Below are 18,297 nucleotides of genomic sequence, written 5' to 3'. Positions count from 1 at the left end.
AATAAATCAACTATATGACGAAGAAATAGATTACTTCTGGATTATCTCACTATTATTATTAATATTGGGTGGATTTAACGATAATAATATCAAAATACGGGAACAGGGATTCAAATCGATGTGTAGCAAAACTATACAATAATCAAAATTATATCATATATGTGTAGGTGATATATCTGGTGAAGATTGCCGGCCAATGATTCGAAGGGGGCGATTGTTGATGACGAAATAGCAGGAAAGAATTCGTGGCAGCAACACGTATTTGACAGCGGGGGAAGAAGCCGCACCGGGAACAGCCAAGACGCAGTTGGCGTTCGATATCGGCAGCTACCGCAGTCGCTCCGCCGGAGTACTGCTCGCAGGCGACCCCGGTGGAGCGTGAGCGCGAGTAACTGGCACGTGGGGCACACCACGGCACAGCCGGAGAGCGTCCCGCAGCGTGGCTATTCCCGACCCTGTGCGGCTTGATTCCCCCGTCTCGTGGGGAGCCAGCGGCAGCTACCGGACCATGACACTGTACAACCGCAACGTCAGGCAGGACGTGAGAGAACTCGGTGAACTGCTCGGGGAGGTCCTCGAGGAACAGACGTCGGCAGCGGCGATGGACGCTGTAGAAAAGTGTCGCACGTCGGCGATCGCGTATCGGGCGGGCGATATCGACACGCGGGACCCCATACGCGAGGCGCTCGCGAGCGACCCGGTCGACCATCAACAGACCGTCGCACGCGCGTTCACGACGTACTTCGAACTCATCAACCTCGTCGAGGAGCGCGAACGCATCCGGTCCATCCGCCGGGACTCTCAGGACGGGACCCTCGACGGCGACCTCGAGAGCGCCGCGGCTCAGCTCGCCGAACTCGACCCGGAGACCGCACAGCTGATTCTGGACGAGACGCTCATCGAGCCGACGTTCACCGCCCACCCGACGGAGGCCCACCGGAAGACGATCAAGGCCAAACTTCGGGAGATCGCCTCGGACCTGGAGACGCTCGACGAGCGGCTGCTGACCGACAAGGAGACGGGGCAGGTCTGGCGGGACCTCCGTGCCGAGGTGACGAGTCTCTGGCAGACGGCGCAGGTCCGGGACCACAAGCCGGCACCCGAGGACGAGGCCCGGAACGTCCAGTGGTACCTCGAGAACACGCTGTTCGACGTGGTCGCCGAGGTCTACGACGAACTGGAGACCGCGCTGGACGAGGGACTCGATGCGCCGGTCGATATCCCGAAGCTGTTCGAGTTCCGCTCCTGGGCCGGCAGCGACCGGGACGGGAACCCCTACGTGACACCGGGAGTGACCACGGCAACCCTCCAGCGACAGCGCCGGGTCGTGCTCCAGCGGTACGCCGAGGAGCTGGAGTCCCTCCTCGGTGCGCTGAGTCAGAAGGCGGCCCAGCTCTCGGCCGGGTCGGCGTTCGAGTCCACGCTCGAAGCGGCGCTCGACGAGTTCCCCGGCCGGACCCAGGAGATACGCGAGCGGTACAGCGGGGAGCCGTACCGGCAGCAGCTCGCGCTGATGCGGGCCCGCATCGAGCGGGTCGACGACGTCCGCCCTGGCGGCTACGCCGACGCCGAGGCGTTCCGCCGGGACGTCGAGCGACTCGAGGAGAGCCTCCGAACCACCGGCGCCGAGACGGTCGCAGATGCGCACGTCCGGCCACTCCGGCGCCAGGTCGAGACCTTCGGATTCTCGCTCGCCGGGCTCGACCTCCGGGACCACCAGCAGAATCACACGGAGACCCTCGTCGAGGCCCTCGCCCGCGAGGGCATCGAGTACGGTTCCTTCGACGAGGCCGAACGCGTCGAGTTCCTCACCGACGCCATCCTGCAGGACGAACCCGTCATCGACCTCGGTGACACGACTGGTCTCTCGGAGACCGCCGCACGTGTACAGACCCGGTTCGACCGACTGGCGGACTGGCAGGACCAGTACGGCGCCGAGGCCATCGACACCTACTGCATCTCGATGACCGAGGAGCCGAGCCACGTGATGGAAGTGCTGTTCCTCGCGGACCAGGCCGGGGTGGTCTCCCTGCCGGAACACTGTGGGCTCGACGTGGTGCCGCTACTGGAGACGGAGTACGCCCTGTCGGGGGCCCGGCGCATCATGGGGACGCTGTTCGAGAACGAGGCGTATGAGGCCGCCCTCGACGCGCGCGACGGCGTGCAGGAGATCATGCTCGGCTACTCCGATTCGAACAAGGAGAACGGCTTCCTCGCGGCCAACTGGTCGCTCTACCGGAACCAGAAGCGCCTCGCGGACATCTGCGAGGCGCACGGGGTCACGATGCGCCTGTTCCACGGCCGGGGCGGGTCGATCTCCCGCGGTGGCGGGCCGATGAACGAGGCGATGCTCGCACTCCCGAACAGCACCGTGACCGGACAGATCAAGTTCACCGAGCAGGGCGAGGCCATCGCCGAGAAGTACAGCAACCCGCGCATCGCCGAGCGGAACATCGAGCAGATGGTGAACGCCCAGCTCCGGGCCCGCCAGCGGAGTCTGGAGTCCCCCCGGGAGGAGGTTCCCGAGGACTGGCGGTCGGCCATGGAGACGATGGCGACAGCGGCGCGGGAGGAGTACCGTGACCTCCTCGACACGGACGGCTTCGTGCAGTACTTCGAGCAGGCGACCCCCATCACCGTCATCGAGGACCTCAACCTCGGCTCGCGGCCTGCGTCCCGTTCGGACGAGCGGACGGTTGCGGACCTGCGGGCGATTCCCTGGGTGTTCTCGTGGACCCAGTCACGCTGTATCATGACCAGCTGGTACGGGCTGGCCACCGGCATCGAGACGTATCTCGACGACGGGGGGTCACTGGAGACGCTGCAGACGATGTACGATGAGTGGCCGTTCTTCCGGACGACGCTCGACAACGCGGCGCTCTCGGTCGCACGGACTGACCTCGAGATCGCCGCCGAGTACGCCGCCCTCGCGTCCTCCGACCTCCGCGAGCGGTTCTTTCCCCGGCTATCCGCCGAGTGCGAGCGCGCAGGTGACATCATCAAGCGCATCAGCCAGCGCGATACGCTCCACACGCGCGACTGGCTGGGCGAGAACCTCGACCGGCGGAACCCGTACGTCGACCCGCTGAACCTCCTCCAGGTCCGCCTCCTCGGGCAGGAGGACAGGGACGAGGGCGAGGAGCGGACGCTCCGGCTGACGGTCAAGGGTATCGCCGCGGGCATGAAGAACACCGGGTAGGGCAGTCCGGCGTGCCGAGCACTCCCGAGTTGCCGGCGTTGCCGTCCGTCTAGCCGGTATTTTTAATTGCTGCCCCGAACTACGCGTTTACGGTATGAGCCTCGATAGTTCGCAGCTTGAGCGCTTCGCAGACGACCTGTACGAAGCATACAGTACGGGGTCGCCGATTCCACCACTCACGGACGAGACCGAGTTCTCCGTCGAGGAGGCCTACGATATCCAGTCCCGGTTCGTCGACCGCATCGGCGACGGTGACCCGGCCATCGCCGCCCACAAACTCGGCCTGGTGAGCGAGGCCAAGCAGGAGCAACTGGGCATCCAGGAGCCCATCTTCGGCTACGTGACCGAGGAGACGGTCCTCGACGAGCCCGTGATTCCGACCGACGAGATCATCTCGCCTCGTATCGAGGCCGAGATCGGCCTCCTCCTCGATGAGGACATCGCCGCGCCAGCGTCGACGACGGACGTGCTCCGCGCGACGGCGGCGGTCGTCCCCGTCATCGAGATCCTCGAGAGCCGGTTCCAGGGCTGGACGATCCCGAGCGCCCAGGACGTCATCGCCGACAACACCTCCGCCGGGCGCATCTTCGTCGGCGAGTCGCTCACCGACGTGACCGACGTCGACATGCCGACCGAGAGCGTTCTGGTCTCCGTGAACGGGGAGGTCGAGACGACGGGCACCGGTGCCGACATCATGGGCCACCCGGCTCGCGCCGTCAGCTGGCTCGCGAACCGGCTGGAGCAACGCGACGACCGGCTCCGGGCGGGTGAACTGGTCATGACCGGCGGCATCACGGCCGCCATCGACATCGAACCCGGCGACGTCTACAACGTGACGTTCGGGAGCATCGGGTCCATCGACCTCCGCGCGGAGTAATCTCCTCTCGGGGCGGCGAGGACTACTCGCTGACCCGGGCCGTCACGGTGCCGAGCGACGTGAACTCGACCGTGAGCGTGTCGCCCGGATGGAGGTCGATGGCCGGGATGAACGACCCGCTCAGCACGAGCTGCCCCGGCTCGAGCCGTTCGCCGAGGTCCGCGAGCGTGTTCGCCAGCCATGCGACGGCGCGAGCCGGATGCCCGAGCACGGCGGCGCCGACGCCACCGTCCTGGTACGCCCCGTTCCGGTGGACCTTCACGCCCTCCAGCGAGAGGTCGAGCCCGTCGACGGCGTTCGTCTGCTCTCCGGCGAGGTACATCGCCGACGAGGCGTTGTCGGCGATCGTGTCCTGGATTCCGATGTCCCAGTCCCGGACCCGGCTGTCGATGACCTCGAGGACGGGGACGACTGCCCGCGTCGCGCGGAGCACGTCCAGGTACGTGACGGGTGGGTCGAGCGCTTCTCCCATCACGAATCCGATCTCGGGCTCGACGCGGGGCTGGATGAGTTCCTCGAACGGCACCGAACCGTCGACGAACATCGTGTCGAGCAACCGCCCGAAGTCGGGCTCGTCGACGCCAAGCTGTTCCTGGATGCCGTCACTCGTCAGGCCGACCTTGTGTCCCGTGACTGTCGCGCCGTCAGCCAGTCGACGGTCGACGAACTTCGACTGGATGTCGTAGGCGTCGGCCTTCGTCAACGACCGCCCGTCGGTGAGCGGCGCGATCGGCTCGCTGGTTTCGTGGGCCTCGTACAGGGACGCTGCCAGTTCGTCGCGGGTATCGTCATCGAGTTCCATGGGTGGTCATTCAGAGGGGGTGGCAAATAGATTCGGTCTCCGTGTCGCGTGTGAGTCGACAGGGCTGGCCGCCGCGGGTCAGCGCTGGTAGCAAGCGGGCGCCGTGCATCAGAACGGGTAGCCCCGTTCCTCCCGCTGCACCGACGTCCACTTCGTCGTCGTGAGCTCGTCGATTATCCAGTCGCCGTTGTACCGGCCCACACCGGAATCCTTCACTCCGCCGAAGGGCATGTGGGGTTCGACGTGGATGGGCTGGTCGTTGATGTGCATCATGCCGACGTCGATCTGGTCACCCACGTCCCGCGCGCGTCCACGGTCCGCGGAGTGGACGGACCCAGCGAGGCCGTATGCCGTCCCGTTGGCGAGTTCGACCGCCTCCTCGTCGCTGCTGAACGGGATGACCGGCGCGACGGGGCCGAAGTGCTCGTTGCAGGCGGCGGACATGCTGTTCTCGACGCCCGACAGGACGGTCGGCTCGACGAACAGGCCATCGTTCTCCCCGCCGGTCTCGATGGTTGCGCCCTGCTCGGCCGTCTCCTCGATGAAGGTCATGATCTGGTCGCGCTGGCTCTCGTTGATGATGGGCCCGACGATGGAGTCCTCGTCGCGCGGGTCGCCCACTGTCAGGTCCGCAGCACGCTCGGCCAGGCGCTCGACGTACTCGTCGTAGATGGACTCGTGGACCAGGTGCCGGTTGATGGAGATGCAGACCTGACCCTGGTTCCAGAAGCTACCGAAGACGCCGGCGTCGACCGCGGTGTCGAGGTCCGCGTCCTCCAGTACGACGTGGGCGTTGTTGCCGCCGAGTTCGAGGGCCGGGAACGCGAAGTGGTCGATGGCATTCTCGCCGACCAGTCGCCCGGCCTGCGTCGAGCCGGTGAACGCGATGACGTCGCTGTCTGGATGGGCGGCGACCCGGTCGCCGGCCGTGGACCCGTGTCCCGGGACGACGTTCAGGACCCCGTCCGGCAGGCCGGCCAGCTCGAACAGGCGTGCGAGCAGGAGCCCCCCCGAGATGGGCGTCTCCGCCGGGGGCTTCAGCACCACGCCGTTACCGACCGCGATGGCCGGCCCGGCGGCCCGCATGGCGAGCTTCAGGGGGACGTTCCACGGCGTGATGACGCCCACGACGCCGGCGGGCTCGCGCCTGACCATGTTCTCCTTTCCGGGGACCTTCGAGTCGGCGTGTCGGCCAGACACCCGGAACGGGAACTGGGCCGTATCGTAGACCAGCGTCACCGTGCCGCCGAACTCGATGTCCTGCTTCGGGACGGTGCTGCCGCCCTCGACGGCGAGTATCTCGCGAATCGCCGCCTCGTGTTTCTCCATCAGTTCTCCCACACGGCGGACGATTCGGGCCCGCTCCTGGGGTGGCGTCTCGGCCCAGTCCACCTGCGCTGCCGTGGCTGCCTCGTAGGCGTCGTCGACGTCCTCGACTGACGCCGCAGGAACCTCCGTGATGTGCTCTCGGGTCGCCGGGTTCTCGACCTCGATGCGCTCACGCTCCTCGACACGACGCCACTCCCCGCCGACGTACTGGCGGTCCCAGTCGGCGTCGATCGATATCTCTGGCCCACGGACGGTTGGCTCTTGTCGACTCATCGGATACCGAGTGGAACTGCTGTCGGCGCTGATAAAAATCTATCGCCCCCGGGGGTGCGCCTCGATCACCGATTGGTATATTACACACATCCGTCAATGACGAGTATGGAGGTACTCCACAGCGCCCTGTGGGTGTCGGACCTCGAACGGACGCTGTCGTTCTACGTCGACACCCTGGGACTCGAGAAGACACACGAGTTCGAGAGCGGCGACGGCGCGACGAACGTGTACGTGGCGGGCGAGAACGGGACCGAGATCCAGTTCAAGTACGACCCCGACCGCGACCCGCCGTCGACGGGTGGGTTCGACCACATCGCCCTCTCCGTGCCGGATACCGACGCTGCGGTCGAGCGACTCGTGGAGAACGGTCCGTGTACGCTCCGTCGGGGACCGCTGGACTCCGATGCGGTGAACGCCCGCATCGCGTTCATCGAGGACCCCGAGGGGTACGGCATCGAACTGATAGAAGACCACGACTGAATCGGTCCGCCGACGAAGCCGACTCCTCGTTGGCGACGGCTACCCAGCCAGCAGTGGATGGCGTCAGTCGTCGTCCTGTGAGGCCTCGGCGGCCGCGCTCCCCTCCTCGGCCATCCGGGCGGCCACGTCCGTGATCATGTCCTCCTGGCCGCCGACGACGCCCATCTCACCCAGTTCGACGAGTACGTCCCGGGGGTCGAGGCCGAACTCGTCGCTGACGCGGCGGGCGTGCCGGAGGAACGACGAGTAGACGCCAGCGTAGCCGAGCACCAGCGAGTCGTTGTCCAGTTCCGGCATCGTCTCCTCGTCCAGCATCGGAAGGAGCGCTTCCTCGGCCGCGTCCATGGTCCCGAAGAAGTCCGGGTTGACGTCGTAGCCGGCCTTCATCAGCGTTCCCACGAGCACCTCTAGCTGCGCGTTACCCGAGCCGGCGCCCAGGCCGCGGAGGCAGCCGTCGACGGTGACCGCGCCCGCGTCGACGGCGGCCAGCGTGTTCCCGATGGCGAGGCCGAGGTTGTTGTGTGCGTGGAAGCCGACATCGATGGAGAGCTCGTCGACGAGCAGCTCGACCCGCTCACGGGCGTCACTGGGGAGCATCGCTCCCGCGGAGTCCATGACGTAGACCGCGTCGGCGCCGTACTCCTCCATCAGCCGGGCCTGTTCGAGGACCTTCTCCGGCGGCTCCATGTGCGAGAGCATCAACAGTCCGTTGGCCTCGAGTCCCAGCTCGTCGACGTACTCGAAGTGCTCCTGTGAGATGTCCGCCTCCGTGACGTGGGTGGCGATGCGGCAGATGTCGGCTCCCTTGCTGGCCGCGAGTTCGAGCTCCTCGACGGTGCCGATGCCGGGCAGCAGGAGGACCGAAAGCTCGGTGTCGGTGAGCGCCGGGGCGACCGCCTCGAGGTACTCCTCGGTGTCGGCAGCCGCGAAGCCGTAGTTGATGGATGACCCACCCATGCCGTCCCCATGGGACATCTCCACGACGTCCATCTCGGCCTCGTCCAGCGCGCCGGCGACGTCGGCCATCTGCTCGGGTGTGAACTGGTGGTCGACGGCGTGCATCCCGTCGCGCAGGGTCATGTCGACCAGCCGGAGGTCCGCGTCCGTCATCAGTCGTCACCCCCGAGGGCACCGGCGGCGGACGGTTGTGCGGCGATGCGTTCGGCGGCTCCGAGTGCTGCGCTCGTCATGATGTCGAGGTTCCCGGCGTACGGTGGGAGGTGCTGGCCCTCGCCCTCCACCTCGATCATCGTGGTAACGATGACGTCCCCGTCGAGGTCGAACCCGACTTCGTCCTGACCCTTGACGGTGGGGTCGAGCGTCACCTCGTAGCCCGGGACGTAGGACTGGATCTCGGACTCCATGTCGTAGATTGAGTCCCGGACCTCGGCGATGTCGACCGTGTCGGGGACCATGGCGTAGATGGTGTTGCGCATCATGATCGGCGGCTCGGCCGGGTTGAGGACGATGATGGCCTTGCCCTCGTCGGCGCCCCCGACAGCCTCCATGCCGGCGGACGTCGTCTGGGTGAACTCGTCGATGTTGTGGCGTGTCCCGGGCCCAGCGGACTTCGAGGCGATCGTCGACACCATCTCCGCGTACCCGACGTCGATGACGCGGTCGACCGCGTGGATCATCGGGATGGTCGCCTGCCCGCCGCAGGTCACCATGTTGATGTTGTCCTCGCTGTGGACCACGTCGTCGAGGTTGACCACCGGGACGGTGTACGGACCGACGGCGGCAGGGGTGAGGTCGATGGCGAACAGCCCGAGATCCCGATACACCGGCGCGTTCTGCGAGTGGACCTTCGCGCTCGTCGCCTCGAAGACCACGTCGAACTCGTCTGCGTGTTCTCGAACACTGTCGATGCCCTCGGTCCCGACGTCGACACCTTCGTCGACGGCGGCCTGGAGTCCCTCCGATTCTTCGACCGGGAAGATCCCGATCATCCGCTCTAGCTCGACTGCGTCACCACGGGCGAGTATCTTGTACATCAGGTCGGTCCCGATGTTACCTGGCCCTACAATTGCAGCTTTCACCGTCATATTGACCAGAGATTGACTCCCAGATATTAAAACTGCCGCTCGTCGGAATACTGGTTCTGCAAAATTCAGATACCTGCACGTGGGCGCATGCTCAATCCGATGGCTGTCGAGGGACAGGAGTCGGAGTGAGCGACGGTTCAAGTTCGTTTTCAAATACTAAACACCCGTTCTGCGCTGGATGCGCTACCGGCCTCCCCTCCGTCTCCACAGGGGGCGAGCCAGGGTTCTCTCACGGACCGGCGTTCTGAAACCGAAAACAAACTATTTGCCGGTGGCCTCTGGAGACGGGAGTATGAACGAAGGAACGAATCACCCGGTCAAAACGACCGAGAAATCGCTGGAGCTGGTCTCGAAACTCCGGGACCTGGATGGGGCCCGCATCCACGAGCTCACCGACGAACTGGACATGACGAAGGGGGCGATCCACAACCACCTCAGTACCCTCCGTCAACACGGCTTCGTCCAGCAGGAGGGGAACGTCTACCACCTGACCCTCCAGTTTCTCACGCTCGGTGGCTACGTCCGGGACAACATCCCCCTCTACCAGACGGGGCGGCCCAAGGCCATCCAGTTGGCCGACGACACGGGGATGCTGGTCAATCTGGCGACGGAGGAGAACGGGAAGGGCGTCTACCTCTACCAGGCTCGAGGGGAGTACGCGGTCAACCTCGACACCCACGTGGGCTACCGAATCCGGCTTCACAACATCGCGGTCGGGAAGGCCATCCTGGCGAACCTGCCCAGAGAGCGCATCGACGAGATAGTCGACACCTGGGGACTCCCGGGGGCGACGGAGAACACGATCACCGAGAAGGAGGCGCTGCTAGAGGAACTGGAGACGGTGCGTGAGCGCGGGTACGCGATTGACGACGAGGAACGGACCAGGGGGCTGGCCTGTATCGGCGCCCCCGTTCAGGTGGACGACCAGGTGCTCGGTGCCATCAGCGTCTCGGCACCGACCAGACGGCTCGGCGATGGAAACTTCGACGGGGAGATTACCGGAAAGGTTGTCAGCACTGCGAACGAGATCGAACTCGACCTGAAGTACAATTGACGCCTCCACAGTCCGGTACTGTCTGCCTCCTGGGGCCAGGAACGGTGGAGTGAACGACGGGTACTGGTGGGTCGTAGCTATCGAGATCGGCGTCTCTCATCCTCCGACAACGCAGATACTGTTTGTGATTATCAAACTTCCTGTCTCAGGGGTATCTTCCCGACGTTTTGCCGCACTGGTTGGTGTGCCGGCGTACTCTCCTGTGCGGGGAGATAGATGTGGGTGACGTCCCTGGATAGCTCCAGGGCTGTCTCTCCGCGAACCGATGGGACAGTTGAGCGACGCGGCTACCTTGTCATGCCATCTCACTTCAATGAGTCCCCTGGATTGCTGGAGGGACGCGACCGGGTCCGGTGTCGTTCTAACCTGGTCTTGTAACAATAGTATGTTTGTTATTGCTCTCGCTCCCTCTCCTACGATTCCGTCTTGTGTCTCGACCGCTTAGGTATAACAGCAGTACAGATGTTATACACTCGGCGCCGGAGGTAGGTGGCGTGCAGTCTCAGTAGCAGCCACGGCTGTCCGTCGGAACGACGGAAAATGGCAGAAGGGCGGTGGAATCAGCAGTCAACAGTCGGTCGTATTCGCCGTTTGAGATATACGAACAGCCGATTCCGTCGAGATAATCGATGAAACGGGGTTGAACGGCGACACGTTGCTTCGGCATCCGGATTTCTGACTCAGTAGTTGTATATGTGTCATTCTTGGCCAAAAAGTTCCACGTTTGCGCGTTCGGGAGCCCGTCGCGTCGTGTGGGACGAACGCTTATACTACATCGGTCGTACGTGGGACCATGACTGAGGAACACACGCCCCGAACGATCAAGGCGGTGGAACGCGCTTCTACGATCATCCATCTCCTCGAGGACGAGGGGAAGATGACCCTCACCGAGATCGCGAACGAGCTCGATGTCTCCAAGAGTACTGTTCACACATATCTAAGGACGCTCTCGCAGGAGGGGTTCCTCGCGCGGACCAGCGACACGTACCGGCTGAGTCTGCGACATCTCAGCCTCTCAGAGCGCGTGAAGAACCGCATCTCCATCTACGACGACATGAAACACGAGGTCGACGCGCTGGCGGAGAAGACGGACGAGCGGGCCCAGTTCGCGAAGTTAGAGGAGGATATGGTGGTCTTCATCTACCGGGCGATGAGCGAGAACGCGATTCCGACCACGCTCTCGCTCGGAGAGTACGTCTACCCCCACAGCGTGGCAGCCGGCAAGGCGATGATCGCCTATCTCCCCGACCACCGGGTCAACGAGATCGTCGAACGGAACGGGTTGCCCAAGCAGACCGAGAATACGGTCACCGACCTGGACGAACTCAAGCGCCGCCTCGACAAAGTCCGGGAACGGGGATACGCCTTCAGCGACGGAGAGCGACTTCGTGGCGTTCGATGCATCGGAACGCCCATCCGCGACGATTCCGGTCGAGTCCTCGGTGCTATCAGCGTCTCGGGACCGGCCCGGCGGATGACGGACGAGCGCATCGACACCGAACTGGAGGACATGCTGCTCGAGTCAGCAAACGTCATCGAGGTCAATGTGAAGCTCTCCTGACCCCGGTTCGGCCGCGCCAACGGCTCACCGTCGACATCGACCTCCCGATAGCTGCCTCATGTGTGACTCGTTCACAGGGTGTGTTTTCAGTTGCTAAACTTCGTGGTCGATGGTCGTCGGCCGGTTATCGAACGTACTGTCCCCGAAACCGTTGATATCGGTCCGTTCGGGCCGCCGAGCAGCAGTAAAATCAGGTACCGGCAAAATCTTTATTACGACCGTTCAAGTGAGTCCTCGTATGGGTATCGCAACCCTAGCGCACGCAGAGCTGTACTGTCCGGACCTGGAAGCGTCCCTCGAGCACTTCCGGGACACGATGGGAATGTACGTCAGCCACGAGGAGGACGACGCGTACTACCTGGCGGCCTACGGTGACTGGCAGGACTACACCCTCATCCTCCGCGAGGGGGAGGACTGGGGCTGTCGCCACGTGGCCTGGATGCTGGAGGACGAGGACGACTTCGAGGAGTTCGAACGACGGATCGAGGAGTCGGGCTACGACACCGAGTGGGTGGAAGAAAGCGACGAGCCCGGTCAGGGGAGCGCGCTCCGGTTCGACTACCCGGGCGACGCTCCCGAGTACTTCGAGCTCGTCTACGACATCGACCGGGGGTTCGACACGGTCGCCGAGGAGGACCGTTCCCGCCTGAAGAACCAGCCCCGGAAGAAGCCCGAACGTGGCGCCGGCCTTCGCCGCATCGACCACGTCAACTTCAACGTGCCCAACGTCGCCGAGTGTACGGAGTGGTTCCAGGATGTCCTTGGCTTCAAGCTTCGGGAGGAGGGGATCGACCCCGAGGGTAACCAGGCCGGCACCTGGCTGAGCGTCTCGCCGCTCGTCCACGAGATCGCGTTCGTGCGGGCTCCCCCGGACGCGAACGTCAATGGGAAGATCGACCACGTCGCGTACTACATGGACGGTGGACAGGCGGGTGAACTCGAGCGAGCTGCCGACCTGCTCCGGGAGCGCGGCATCGAGATGGTCGGTGGACCCGCCCGGCACGGCATCAGTCAGGCCCACTTCAACTACTACCTCGAGCCGTCGGGGAACAAGGTCGAGATCTTCGCGGGTGGCTACCTCATCTTCGACCCCGACTGGGAGCCCATCACGTGGACCCCCGAGGACGGCTCGGACGGGTTCGTCTGGTGGGGCGGCAAGGCCGGGTCGCACGCCCGCCGCCAGTACGACTACATCCCGACCGACGAGACCGACTGGAGCGACCAGGGTGGCGAGCACCTCCACTGCCGTCCCCTCCGGGAACGCCACCAGAAGCAGGAACCGGAGCCAGCGGAGGCCGACGACTGATCCAGCAGCCAGACGCCGGGCTGGCGCGTCGTTCGGACCGGTCGACCCCGGTATCATCGCTGGATTCCTCCGTCTTTCCCGCTCGGCTACCGCACAGCCGCGGGGGTTCTGCCCGAGAACAGCCGGCGAGAGCCCTGTTTCATACCAGATACCCTTCATCCACCGGTAAATATATGTAAGGCGATTGTGATAGGGTGAGTTGTATTCCCATGGCAGAGTTTCCACTGCTCGTCCGGTTCAGAGAAGACGACTATCCGACGCTCGTCCCCGTCGATTCCGAGGATACGGTGACGGAGGCGGCGGAGAAGATCACCCACGTCGTCGACAGCAGAGTCCGTATCGACCACGAGCGTCCCCTCGAGGTCGTCTACGAGGGTCGGGTCGTCGACGGTGACGCGACAGTTGCCGAGTCCTTCGAGCCCGTAGACTACATCGAGATCCAGTACGAGGGCGAGGAGATCCCCGAGGGATTCGGCGAATCGCACCCCGCGTGGAACGACCAGAGTGCGCTCGAGGCCCACCCCGAGCACGCGAAACCCCAGTGAACAATGTCCGACGCAGCCAACGAAGCCGGTGGCGAGAAGCACTACGTCTGTGACGACCACGACCTCTGGGCCGACGAGATGACGTTCTTCGAGGTGGACCAGCGGAAGGTGATGGTCTGGCGGGATCTCGAGGAGGAGGTCCACGCGTACAACGCTACCTGTCCACACCAGGACCGCGACCTGGAGGAGACCGGGAAGCGACAGTGTGTCTGTGGCCCCCACGACGACACGACAACCCTCACGTGCTCAGCCCACAGCTGGGAGTTCGACCTGGAGTCCGGGGAGGGGCTCAACCCGACCGGGACCCATCTGAACGAGTACGAGACGGGTATCGAGGATGGACAGATCTACGTGGTCGTCCCGGAGGGGAGCTGACGATGAAGGTCGGCCCCGTCCTCCGGAACAACCGCGAGACCGAAGCCATCGTCGAGGCCATCAAGCAGGACACCGAGGGCCACGTCGAGGTCACCGACCGGCGCGCGTACCTCCGCGTGGAGGCCGAGGACCACTGTGTCGTCACCAGGCAGACCCTCGACGAGATTCTAGGGAAGGGGGCCATCGAGGTCCCCGGCGGTATCGAGGAGAACCTGTCCTCGTTCAAGGGCTACATCAAGCCCCAGTCGGACAAGGTCGAGTTCGTGAGCGACATCAAGGATACCCACACGCAGGACTGAGACCCAATGAGCAAGGAATACCCGATGAAGGACAAGGCGAACACGTACCGCACCTACAGCACCTGGACCCAGCGACGGGTCCCGACCACCTACGACGTGGCCACCCACCGGACGAACTACGATATCGGGGAACGCTACGACGGCGTGGTTCCCCGACTGGCCACCTCACCGGACCTGCCACTCCCGAAGTGGTATCGGAAGTATCGAGAGGGGAGTGTCGTCCAGGGGGAGTATCCCGACGACTTCGACGACTGGCGGGACCCCCGCGAGCTCACCTACGAGAAGTACAACAAGCTCATGGACCAGCGGGAGCGGACCATCGACACGCTCTACGAGCAGGCCGAGGTGCTCGAACGGGAGACCGAGCGGAGCGACGACCCGTGGCTCGAGTTCCAGCACCGGGCCTTCCTCCCACTGCGCTACCCGTTCCACGGGCTGCAGATGCTCGCGTCGTACCTGACGATGGTCGGCCCGTCGAGCACCATCACCAGCGCGACCACGCTCCAGGCGACCGACGAGATCCGACGGCAGGAGCGACTCGCCCGGCGGGCGACACAGCTCCAGAAGGAGTTCCCGGGCCGTGGGTTCGCGGAGACGGAGGGGGATGTCTGGGAGGATGACGAGATGTGGCAGCCCCTCCGGAAGGTCACCGAGCAACTCCTCGTGGAGTACGACTGGGGGCGGTCCTTCATCGGGACGAACCTCGTGTTGAAGCCGCTGCTGGACGAGCTCGTGCTGGCGCAGTACTCGGACCTGTTCAACAAGAACGACTCCGAGCTCTACGCGCAGGTTCTGGACAACTTCTACCTCGACGCCGACCGCCACATGGAGGTGGGTGTCTCGCTCGCGGACTACATCATCGACATCGACGAGGCGAACCGCGAGGTCGTCCAGGACGTCATCGACGAGTACTATCCCGCGGCTCACGAGGCCATCGAGGCGTTCGAGCCGGCGTTCGAGTCGATTCCGCCCGAGACGATGGCGTTCGACGACGTGCTCGACGCCGTCGACACGAAGTACGAACGGCGGCTCTCCGACCTCCCGGTCTCGGTTCCCTCGTGACCCTCGACTGATGACTGCTTCCCTCCGAGCCGGTTCGACACTCCTTCGGTGACCGCAACAGTTGCTGTCGGCCCGCGTCGAGGGCCACCGTCGCATTGGTGGTCACGACAGCCACCCTGGACGCGGTCGATTCACCCGAGTAGCGGTGCCTCAGTATACCAGAAACCCGTTCATCCCCGGTACATTTATTGTAGTCCGGACACAGCCTTCTGGTGTCCATGTTACCAAACGTGAGGCGTGAGGATTGGTACCATACTGCCACGAATACGAACTGGGACCCGGACTACGTCGACGAGGAGGAGCTGTTCCCGCCGGAGATGTCTGGGCAGGACGCGTACGACGTGCCCGAGGGCGGCTGGGAGGCGTGGGAGGAGACCTACAAGCAGACTGCCCGCGAGTACTTCGAGACCCAGCACGAGAAGGACGGGAGCGTCTACTCCGTCAGTTCCGCGATGGACCAGTCGGACCTCCCCCACTCGATCGGGATGGGCTGGGAGGACGTTCTGAAGTTCCACTTCGCCGCCGTCCCGCTGCTGGAGCGCGCAGCCGTGACGGCCGAGTCGCAGTACGCCCGGTTCGCACCGGACAGCTCGTGGCGCCACATGGCCCAGTTCGGTGCCATGGACGAACTCCGCCACACGGAGCTCCAGTTGCGCATCCCGCACAGCTTCGTCAAGGAGGACGCACAGTACGACTGGGCGAAGAAGCTGTACCACACCGAGGACTGGGCCTCCGTCGCCGCCCGGCACCTGTTCGACGACTTCAAGGCCTCGAACGCCGTCGACTCGGCGCTCCAGATCACGTTCGCCTTCGAAACTGGGTTCACCAACATGCAGTTCCTCGCACTGGCGTCGGACGCCGCCGACGTCGGTGACATCGAGTTCTCCGAGGCCATCTCGTCGATCCAGACCGACGAGGCACGCCACGCACAGCAGGGCAACGCCATCATCGAGATTCTCAACGAGTACGACGACCTCGACCGGGCGCAGTACCTGGTCGACAAGTCCTTCTGGCGCTGCTACAAGCTGTTCGCGGCTCTCACCGGTCCGAGCATGGACTACTACACGCCCGTCGAGGACCGCGAGATGTCCTGGGGCGAGTTCATGGAGGAGTGGATCGTCGACCAGTTCCTCGACAGCATCGAGAACACCGAACTCGAGAAGCCGTGGTACTGGGACCAGTTCATCGAGCTCGTCCGCAAGGGCGACACGAGCCACTACATGGCGGGTGGCCACTACCACTGGCGACCGACCCTCCCCATCGCGCCGCCCGGCGTGACCGAGGAGGATCGCGAGTGGCTCGAGGAGAAGTACCCCGGCTGGGAGGACCGCTGGGGCTACAAGTGGGACCGCCACGCCGAGATGATGCGGGAGGGCAACGAAGACAAGACGGTCGCGGACGACCTCATCCTGCTCTGTGACCTCTGCCAGCTGCCGGCCATCCACGGCGACCCGGACAGGGAGGTCAACCGGCCACGCGCCCACGAACACGAGGGTGAGCAGTACTACTTCTGTTCGGAGCCGTGCCAGTGGATCTTCGAGAACGAGCCCGAGCGGTACAAGGACCACCAGTCCATCCTCCGGCGGTTCCTCGCTGGCGACATCCAGCCCCCGAACCTGGAGGGTGCGCTGAATCATATGGGGATGACCCAGGACAACCTCTTCGAGCGCGGCATCGACTTCCGTGCTCCTGAGTGGGGCGACGACTGGGCCGGCTGGAGCCCGCCGTCGGCCGACTCGCCCACCGCAGCCGATGACGACTGATACGGTCCAGAACCGCCCCTCATATTAGCCCATATCGCTGCATCGCCGGTCGCCTTTTCCGATATACTTAATTGGTCAGGAACTGTACGCTGTGTCAATGGCTCCCAATAGCCAAGAGACCGAATCGCTTGGGACCTGCCCCGGCTGCGGTCACCGATTCACTGAAGAAGACGTGCTCGACGGAACGCCACCGCTGTACGGTGAGCCGACCGTTCGCTGTCCGAACTACGACGGGACCGACCCGACGGACCCACACCGGGAGGTGTTCGAGGACCTCGAGGGGACACCCCACTCGATCCGTGTCTCGAATCTCGGAACCGTCGAGACGGAGTAGCGCGAGTATCCAGCCAGACCTCCCGCATCCCTTCAGACGCATGCCCGTAGTGAACTCCACGAGATGACCGCCCGAACGAGCGTGACCGACGAGCGACTCGCGCGCCTCATTCAGGTCGGTTTCGTGCTGGAAGCGATCGTGGAGGAGCGCAGCGACCGGCACAGACACGCCCTGGCCCGGGACCGCCCCGGGGCCGACCTGGTACGACACCTGCTCGCCGAGGCACACGAGGAATCCACCTGCCATCGTGAGCAACTCGCCTCGCTCCTGGGGGCGCTCGGAGCGGATGCGCCGTCCGCGGAGACCCTCTCGACTCTCGCCGAGACGGACTCCGGGTCGGTGCCCGCAAGCACCGAGGCGGCCCTCTACGACCAGTTGTGGAGCGAACTCGCGGCGTACCGGTTCTACGACGCTGTCCACGAGCGCCTCGTCGTCGCGGAGTCCCTCGACCTCTCCGTGCCGCCTCCAGCGGTGGCCGCCGTCGTCGAGGAGTTCCGACTCGAGGAGCGGCAGGGAGTGTACGAGGTGATGGCCGCACTCGACTCGCTGGACGTCCAACCAGCTCCCCAGCTCTCCCAACATCTGGAGTCGAGCCGGTCCCCGCTGTCGCAGTTGTACTGATATGTTTTCTCGATTATCGGGTTAATGAGGACAAACTATTTACGGCGTGCTATGCATGTGCCTCCCATGCGTGAGAACGAGTTCCACCTGTCAGATTGCTGTGTGAAGTGCCCGCACTTCGACGAGTTCCGGCGGACGTGCACGCACAACCTCCGCCAGGCCATCATCCAGGAGATGGCCGACGAGAGCAGGCCAGCCTGCCCGGTATTCCCGGGAGTCCGGGCCCAGTCGATGCAGGAGCTCGAACGAAAGCTCTCCCCGTGAGTACCCGCCGTCCGCACGCGACATCTCGGTGCTGTCGACGAACTGGCCCGCGGCCCTGCGCGTAACGAGTCCTGGGAGTGGGGCAGAACGCTGCATGTTCGCGCCGCG

At 64.4% G+C, this 18,297-nt stretch carries 18 protein-coding genes; 14 read left to right on the top strand and 4 right to left on the bottom strand.

The window, feature by feature from the left end; genetic code table 11:
• Positions 1-508 precede the first annotated feature (508 nt).
• On the top strand, positions 509-3,199 hold the full coding sequence (gene ppc, locus NL114_RS00930) for a phosphoenolpyruvate carboxylase (protein ID WP_254822935.1): 2,691 nt from the start codon (positions 509-511) through the stop codon (positions 3,197-3,199).
• 94 nt (positions 3,200-3,293) lie between these two features.
• Positions 3,294-4,076, top strand: coding sequence for a 2-keto-4-pentenoate hydratase (locus NL114_RS00925; protein WP_254822934.1), 783 nt, complete (start codon positions 3,294-3,296; stop codon positions 4,074-4,076).
• A gap of 22 nt (positions 4,077-4,098) precedes the next feature.
• Here NL114_RS00925 and NL114_RS00920 read toward each other — a convergent pair whose 3' ends face one another.
• Both NL114_RS00920 and NL114_RS00915 read right to left on the bottom strand, forming a co-directional pair.
• The gene (locus NL114_RS00920; RefSeq protein WP_254822933.1) at positions 4,099-4,878 is read right to left on the bottom strand and encodes a 2-keto-4-pentenoate hydratase; all 780 of its coding nucleotides are present in this window, start codon (positions 4,876-4,878) and stop codon (positions 4,099-4,101) included.
• Positions 4,879-4,986: 108 nt separating this feature from the next.
• The gene (locus tag NL114_RS00915; protein ID WP_254822932.1) at positions 4,987-6,480 is read right to left on the bottom strand and encodes an aldehyde dehydrogenase family protein; all 1,494 of its coding nucleotides are present in this window, start codon (positions 6,478-6,480) and stop codon (positions 4,987-4,989) included.
• 105 nt (positions 6,481-6,585) lie between these two features.
• Here NL114_RS00915 and NL114_RS00910 point away from each other — a divergent pair, with 105 nt between their 5' ends.
• Positions 6,586-6,960 carry a VOC family protein gene (locus NL114_RS00910; RefSeq protein ID WP_254822931.1) on the top strand — a complete coding sequence of 125 codons (375 nt, stop codon included), beginning with the start codon at positions 6,586-6,588 and terminating at the stop codon, positions 6,958-6,960.
• Positions 6,961-7,023: 63 nt separating this feature from the next.
• On the opposite strand, the gene dmpG is transcribed toward NL114_RS00910, so the two are convergent.
• Entirely contained in the window at positions 7,024-8,070 is a 1,047-nt protein-coding gene (dmpG, locus tag NL114_RS00905) for a 4-hydroxy-2-oxovalerate aldolase (protein ID WP_254822930.1), read from the bottom strand.
• Positions 8,070-9,005, bottom strand: coding sequence for an acetaldehyde dehydrogenase (acetylating) (locus tag NL114_RS00900; protein WP_254822929.1), 936 nt, complete (start codon positions 9,003-9,005; stop codon positions 8,070-8,072). Before NL114_RS00900 ends, dmpG begins: the two co-directional genes overlap by 1 nt.
• 292 nt (positions 9,006-9,297) lie before the next feature.
• Between NL114_RS00900 and NL114_RS00895 the strand changes: the two genes are divergently transcribed.
• The 11 genes from NL114_RS00895 (at position 9,298) to NL114_RS00845 (ending at position 18,189) form a co-directional block, all read left to right on the top strand.
• Positions 9,298-10,059, top strand: a complete 762-nt coding sequence (locus NL114_RS00895) for an IclR family transcriptional regulator (RefSeq protein WP_254822928.1) — start codon at positions 9,298-9,300, stop codon at positions 10,057-10,059.
• Positions 10,060-10,852: 793 nt separating this feature from the next.
• The gene (locus NL114_RS00890) at positions 10,853-11,620 is read left to right on the top strand and encodes an IclR family transcriptional regulator (RefSeq protein ID WP_254822927.1); all 768 of its coding nucleotides are present in this window, start codon (positions 10,853-10,855) and stop codon (positions 11,618-11,620) included.
• 238 nt (positions 11,621-11,858) lie between these two features.
• Positions 11,859-12,926, top strand: coding sequence for a VOC family protein (locus NL114_RS00885; protein WP_254822926.1), 1,068 nt, complete (start codon positions 11,859-11,861; stop codon positions 12,924-12,926).
• A gap of 209 nt (positions 12,927-13,135) precedes the next feature.
• The gene (locus NL114_RS00880; RefSeq protein ID WP_254822925.1) at positions 13,136-13,471 is read left to right on the top strand and encodes a toluene-4-monooxygenase system B family protein; all 336 of its coding nucleotides are present in this window, start codon (positions 13,136-13,138) and stop codon (positions 13,469-13,471) included.
• A 3-nt stretch (positions 13,472-13,474) separates the two neighbouring features.
• A complete protein-coding gene (locus NL114_RS00875) occupies positions 13,475-13,846 on the top strand; it encodes a Rieske 2Fe-2S domain-containing protein (protein WP_254822924.1) in 372 nt (123 codons plus the stop codon).
• 2 nt (positions 13,847-13,848) lie between these two features.
• Positions 13,849-14,145, top strand: coding sequence for an MmoB/DmpM family protein (locus tag NL114_RS00870; protein ID WP_254822923.1), 297 nt, complete (start codon positions 13,849-13,851; stop codon positions 14,143-14,145).
• A gap of 6 nt (positions 14,146-14,151) precedes the next feature.
• Entirely contained in the window at positions 14,152-15,207 is a 1,056-nt protein-coding gene (locus NL114_RS00865) for a ferritin family protein (RefSeq protein WP_254822922.1), read from the top strand.
• Between the two features lie 218 nt (positions 15,208-15,425).
• Positions 15,426-16,970 carry a YHS domain-containing protein gene (locus tag NL114_RS00860; RefSeq protein ID WP_254822921.1) on the top strand — a complete coding sequence of 515 codons (1,545 nt, stop codon included), beginning with the start codon at positions 15,426-15,428 and terminating at the stop codon, positions 16,968-16,970.
• 97 nt (positions 16,971-17,067) lie between these two features.
• The gene (locus NL114_RS00855) at positions 17,068-17,304 is read left to right on the top strand and encodes a hypothetical protein (RefSeq protein WP_254822920.1); all 237 of its coding nucleotides are present in this window, start codon (positions 17,068-17,070) and stop codon (positions 17,302-17,304) included.
• A gap of 63 nt (positions 17,305-17,367) precedes the next feature.
• The gene (locus tag NL114_RS00850) at positions 17,368-17,925 is read left to right on the top strand and encodes a hypothetical protein (protein ID WP_254822919.1); all 558 of its coding nucleotides are present in this window, start codon (positions 17,368-17,370) and stop codon (positions 17,923-17,925) included.
• Positions 17,926-17,991: 66 nt separating this feature from the next.
• Positions 17,992-18,189 (top strand): hypothetical protein, encoded by a 198-nt coding sequence (locus tag NL114_RS00845; protein ID WP_254822918.1) that lies wholly within the window; start codon positions 17,992-17,994, stop codon positions 18,187-18,189.
• Positions 18,190-18,297: the final 108 nt, after the last annotated feature.

This window comes from Haloglomus halophilum, assembly GCF_024298885.1.
Taxonomy (GTDB): domain Archaea; phylum Halobacteriota; class Halobacteria; order Halobacteriales; family Haloarculaceae; genus Haloglomus; species Haloglomus halophilum.
This window is presented reverse-complemented; position numbering and strand designations above follow the sequence as displayed.

Excerpts from the sequence above, each read along its gene's own strand:
- NL114_RS00920 (WP_254822933.1), bottom strand. The coding sequence starts at position 4,878 with ATGGAACTCGATGACGATACCCGCGACGAACTGGCAGCGTCCCTGTAC.
- NL114_RS00875 (WP_254822924.1), top strand. The coding sequence starts at position 13,475 with ATGTCCGACGCAGCCAACGAAGCCGGTGGCGAGAAGCACTACGTCTGT.
- NL114_RS00855 (WP_254822920.1), top strand. The coding sequence starts at position 17,068 with ATGGCTCCCAATAGCCAAGAGACCGAATCGCTTGGGACCTGCCCCGGC.
- NL114_RS00915 (WP_254822932.1), bottom strand. The coding sequence starts at position 6,480 with ATGAGTCGACAAGAGCCAACCGTCCGTGGGCCAGAGATATCGATCGAC.
- NL114_RS00865 (WP_254822922.1), top strand. The coding sequence starts at position 14,152 with ATGAGCAAGGAATACCCGATGAAGGACAAGGCGAACACGTACCGCACC.
- NL114_RS00895 (WP_254822928.1), top strand. The coding sequence starts at position 9,298 with ATGAACGAAGGAACGAATCACCCGGTCAAAACGACCGAGAAATCGCTG.
- dmpG (WP_254822930.1), bottom strand. The coding sequence starts at position 8,070 with ATGACGGACGCGGACCTCCGGCTGGTCGACATGACCCTGCGCGACGGG.
- NL114_RS00850 (WP_254822919.1), top strand. The coding sequence starts at position 17,368 with ATGACCGCCCGAACGAGCGTGACCGACGAGCGACTCGCGCGCCTCATT.
- NL114_RS00925 (WP_254822934.1), top strand. The coding sequence starts at position 3,294 with ATGAGCCTCGATAGTTCGCAGCTTGAGCGCTTCGCAGACGACCTGTAC.
- NL114_RS00845 (WP_254822918.1), top strand. The coding sequence starts at position 17,992 with ATGCGTGAGAACGAGTTCCACCTGTCAGATTGCTGTGTGAAGTGCCCG.
- NL114_RS00880 (WP_254822925.1), top strand. The coding sequence starts at position 13,136 with ATGGCAGAGTTTCCACTGCTCGTCCGGTTCAGAGAAGACGACTATCCG.
- NL114_RS00910 (WP_254822931.1), top strand. The coding sequence starts at position 6,586 with ATGGAGGTACTCCACAGCGCCCTGTGGGTGTCGGACCTCGAACGGACG.
- ppc (WP_254822935.1), top strand. The coding sequence starts at position 509 with ATGACACTGTACAACCGCAACGTCAGGCAGGACGTGAGAGAACTCGGT.
- NL114_RS00885 (WP_254822926.1), top strand. The coding sequence starts at position 11,859 with ATGGGTATCGCAACCCTAGCGCACGCAGAGCTGTACTGTCCGGACCTG.
- NL114_RS00870 (WP_254822923.1), top strand. The coding sequence starts at position 13,849 with ATGAAGGTCGGCCCCGTCCTCCGGAACAACCGCGAGACCGAAGCCATC.
- NL114_RS00890 (WP_254822927.1), top strand. The coding sequence starts at position 10,853 with ATGACTGAGGAACACACGCCCCGAACGATCAAGGCGGTGGAACGCGCT.
- NL114_RS00900 (WP_254822929.1), bottom strand. The coding sequence starts at position 9,005 with ATGACGGTGAAAGCTGCAATTGTAGGGCCAGGTAACATCGGGACCGAC.
- NL114_RS00860 (WP_254822921.1), top strand. The coding sequence starts at position 15,426 with ATGTTACCAAACGTGAGGCGTGAGGATTGGTACCATACTGCCACGAAT.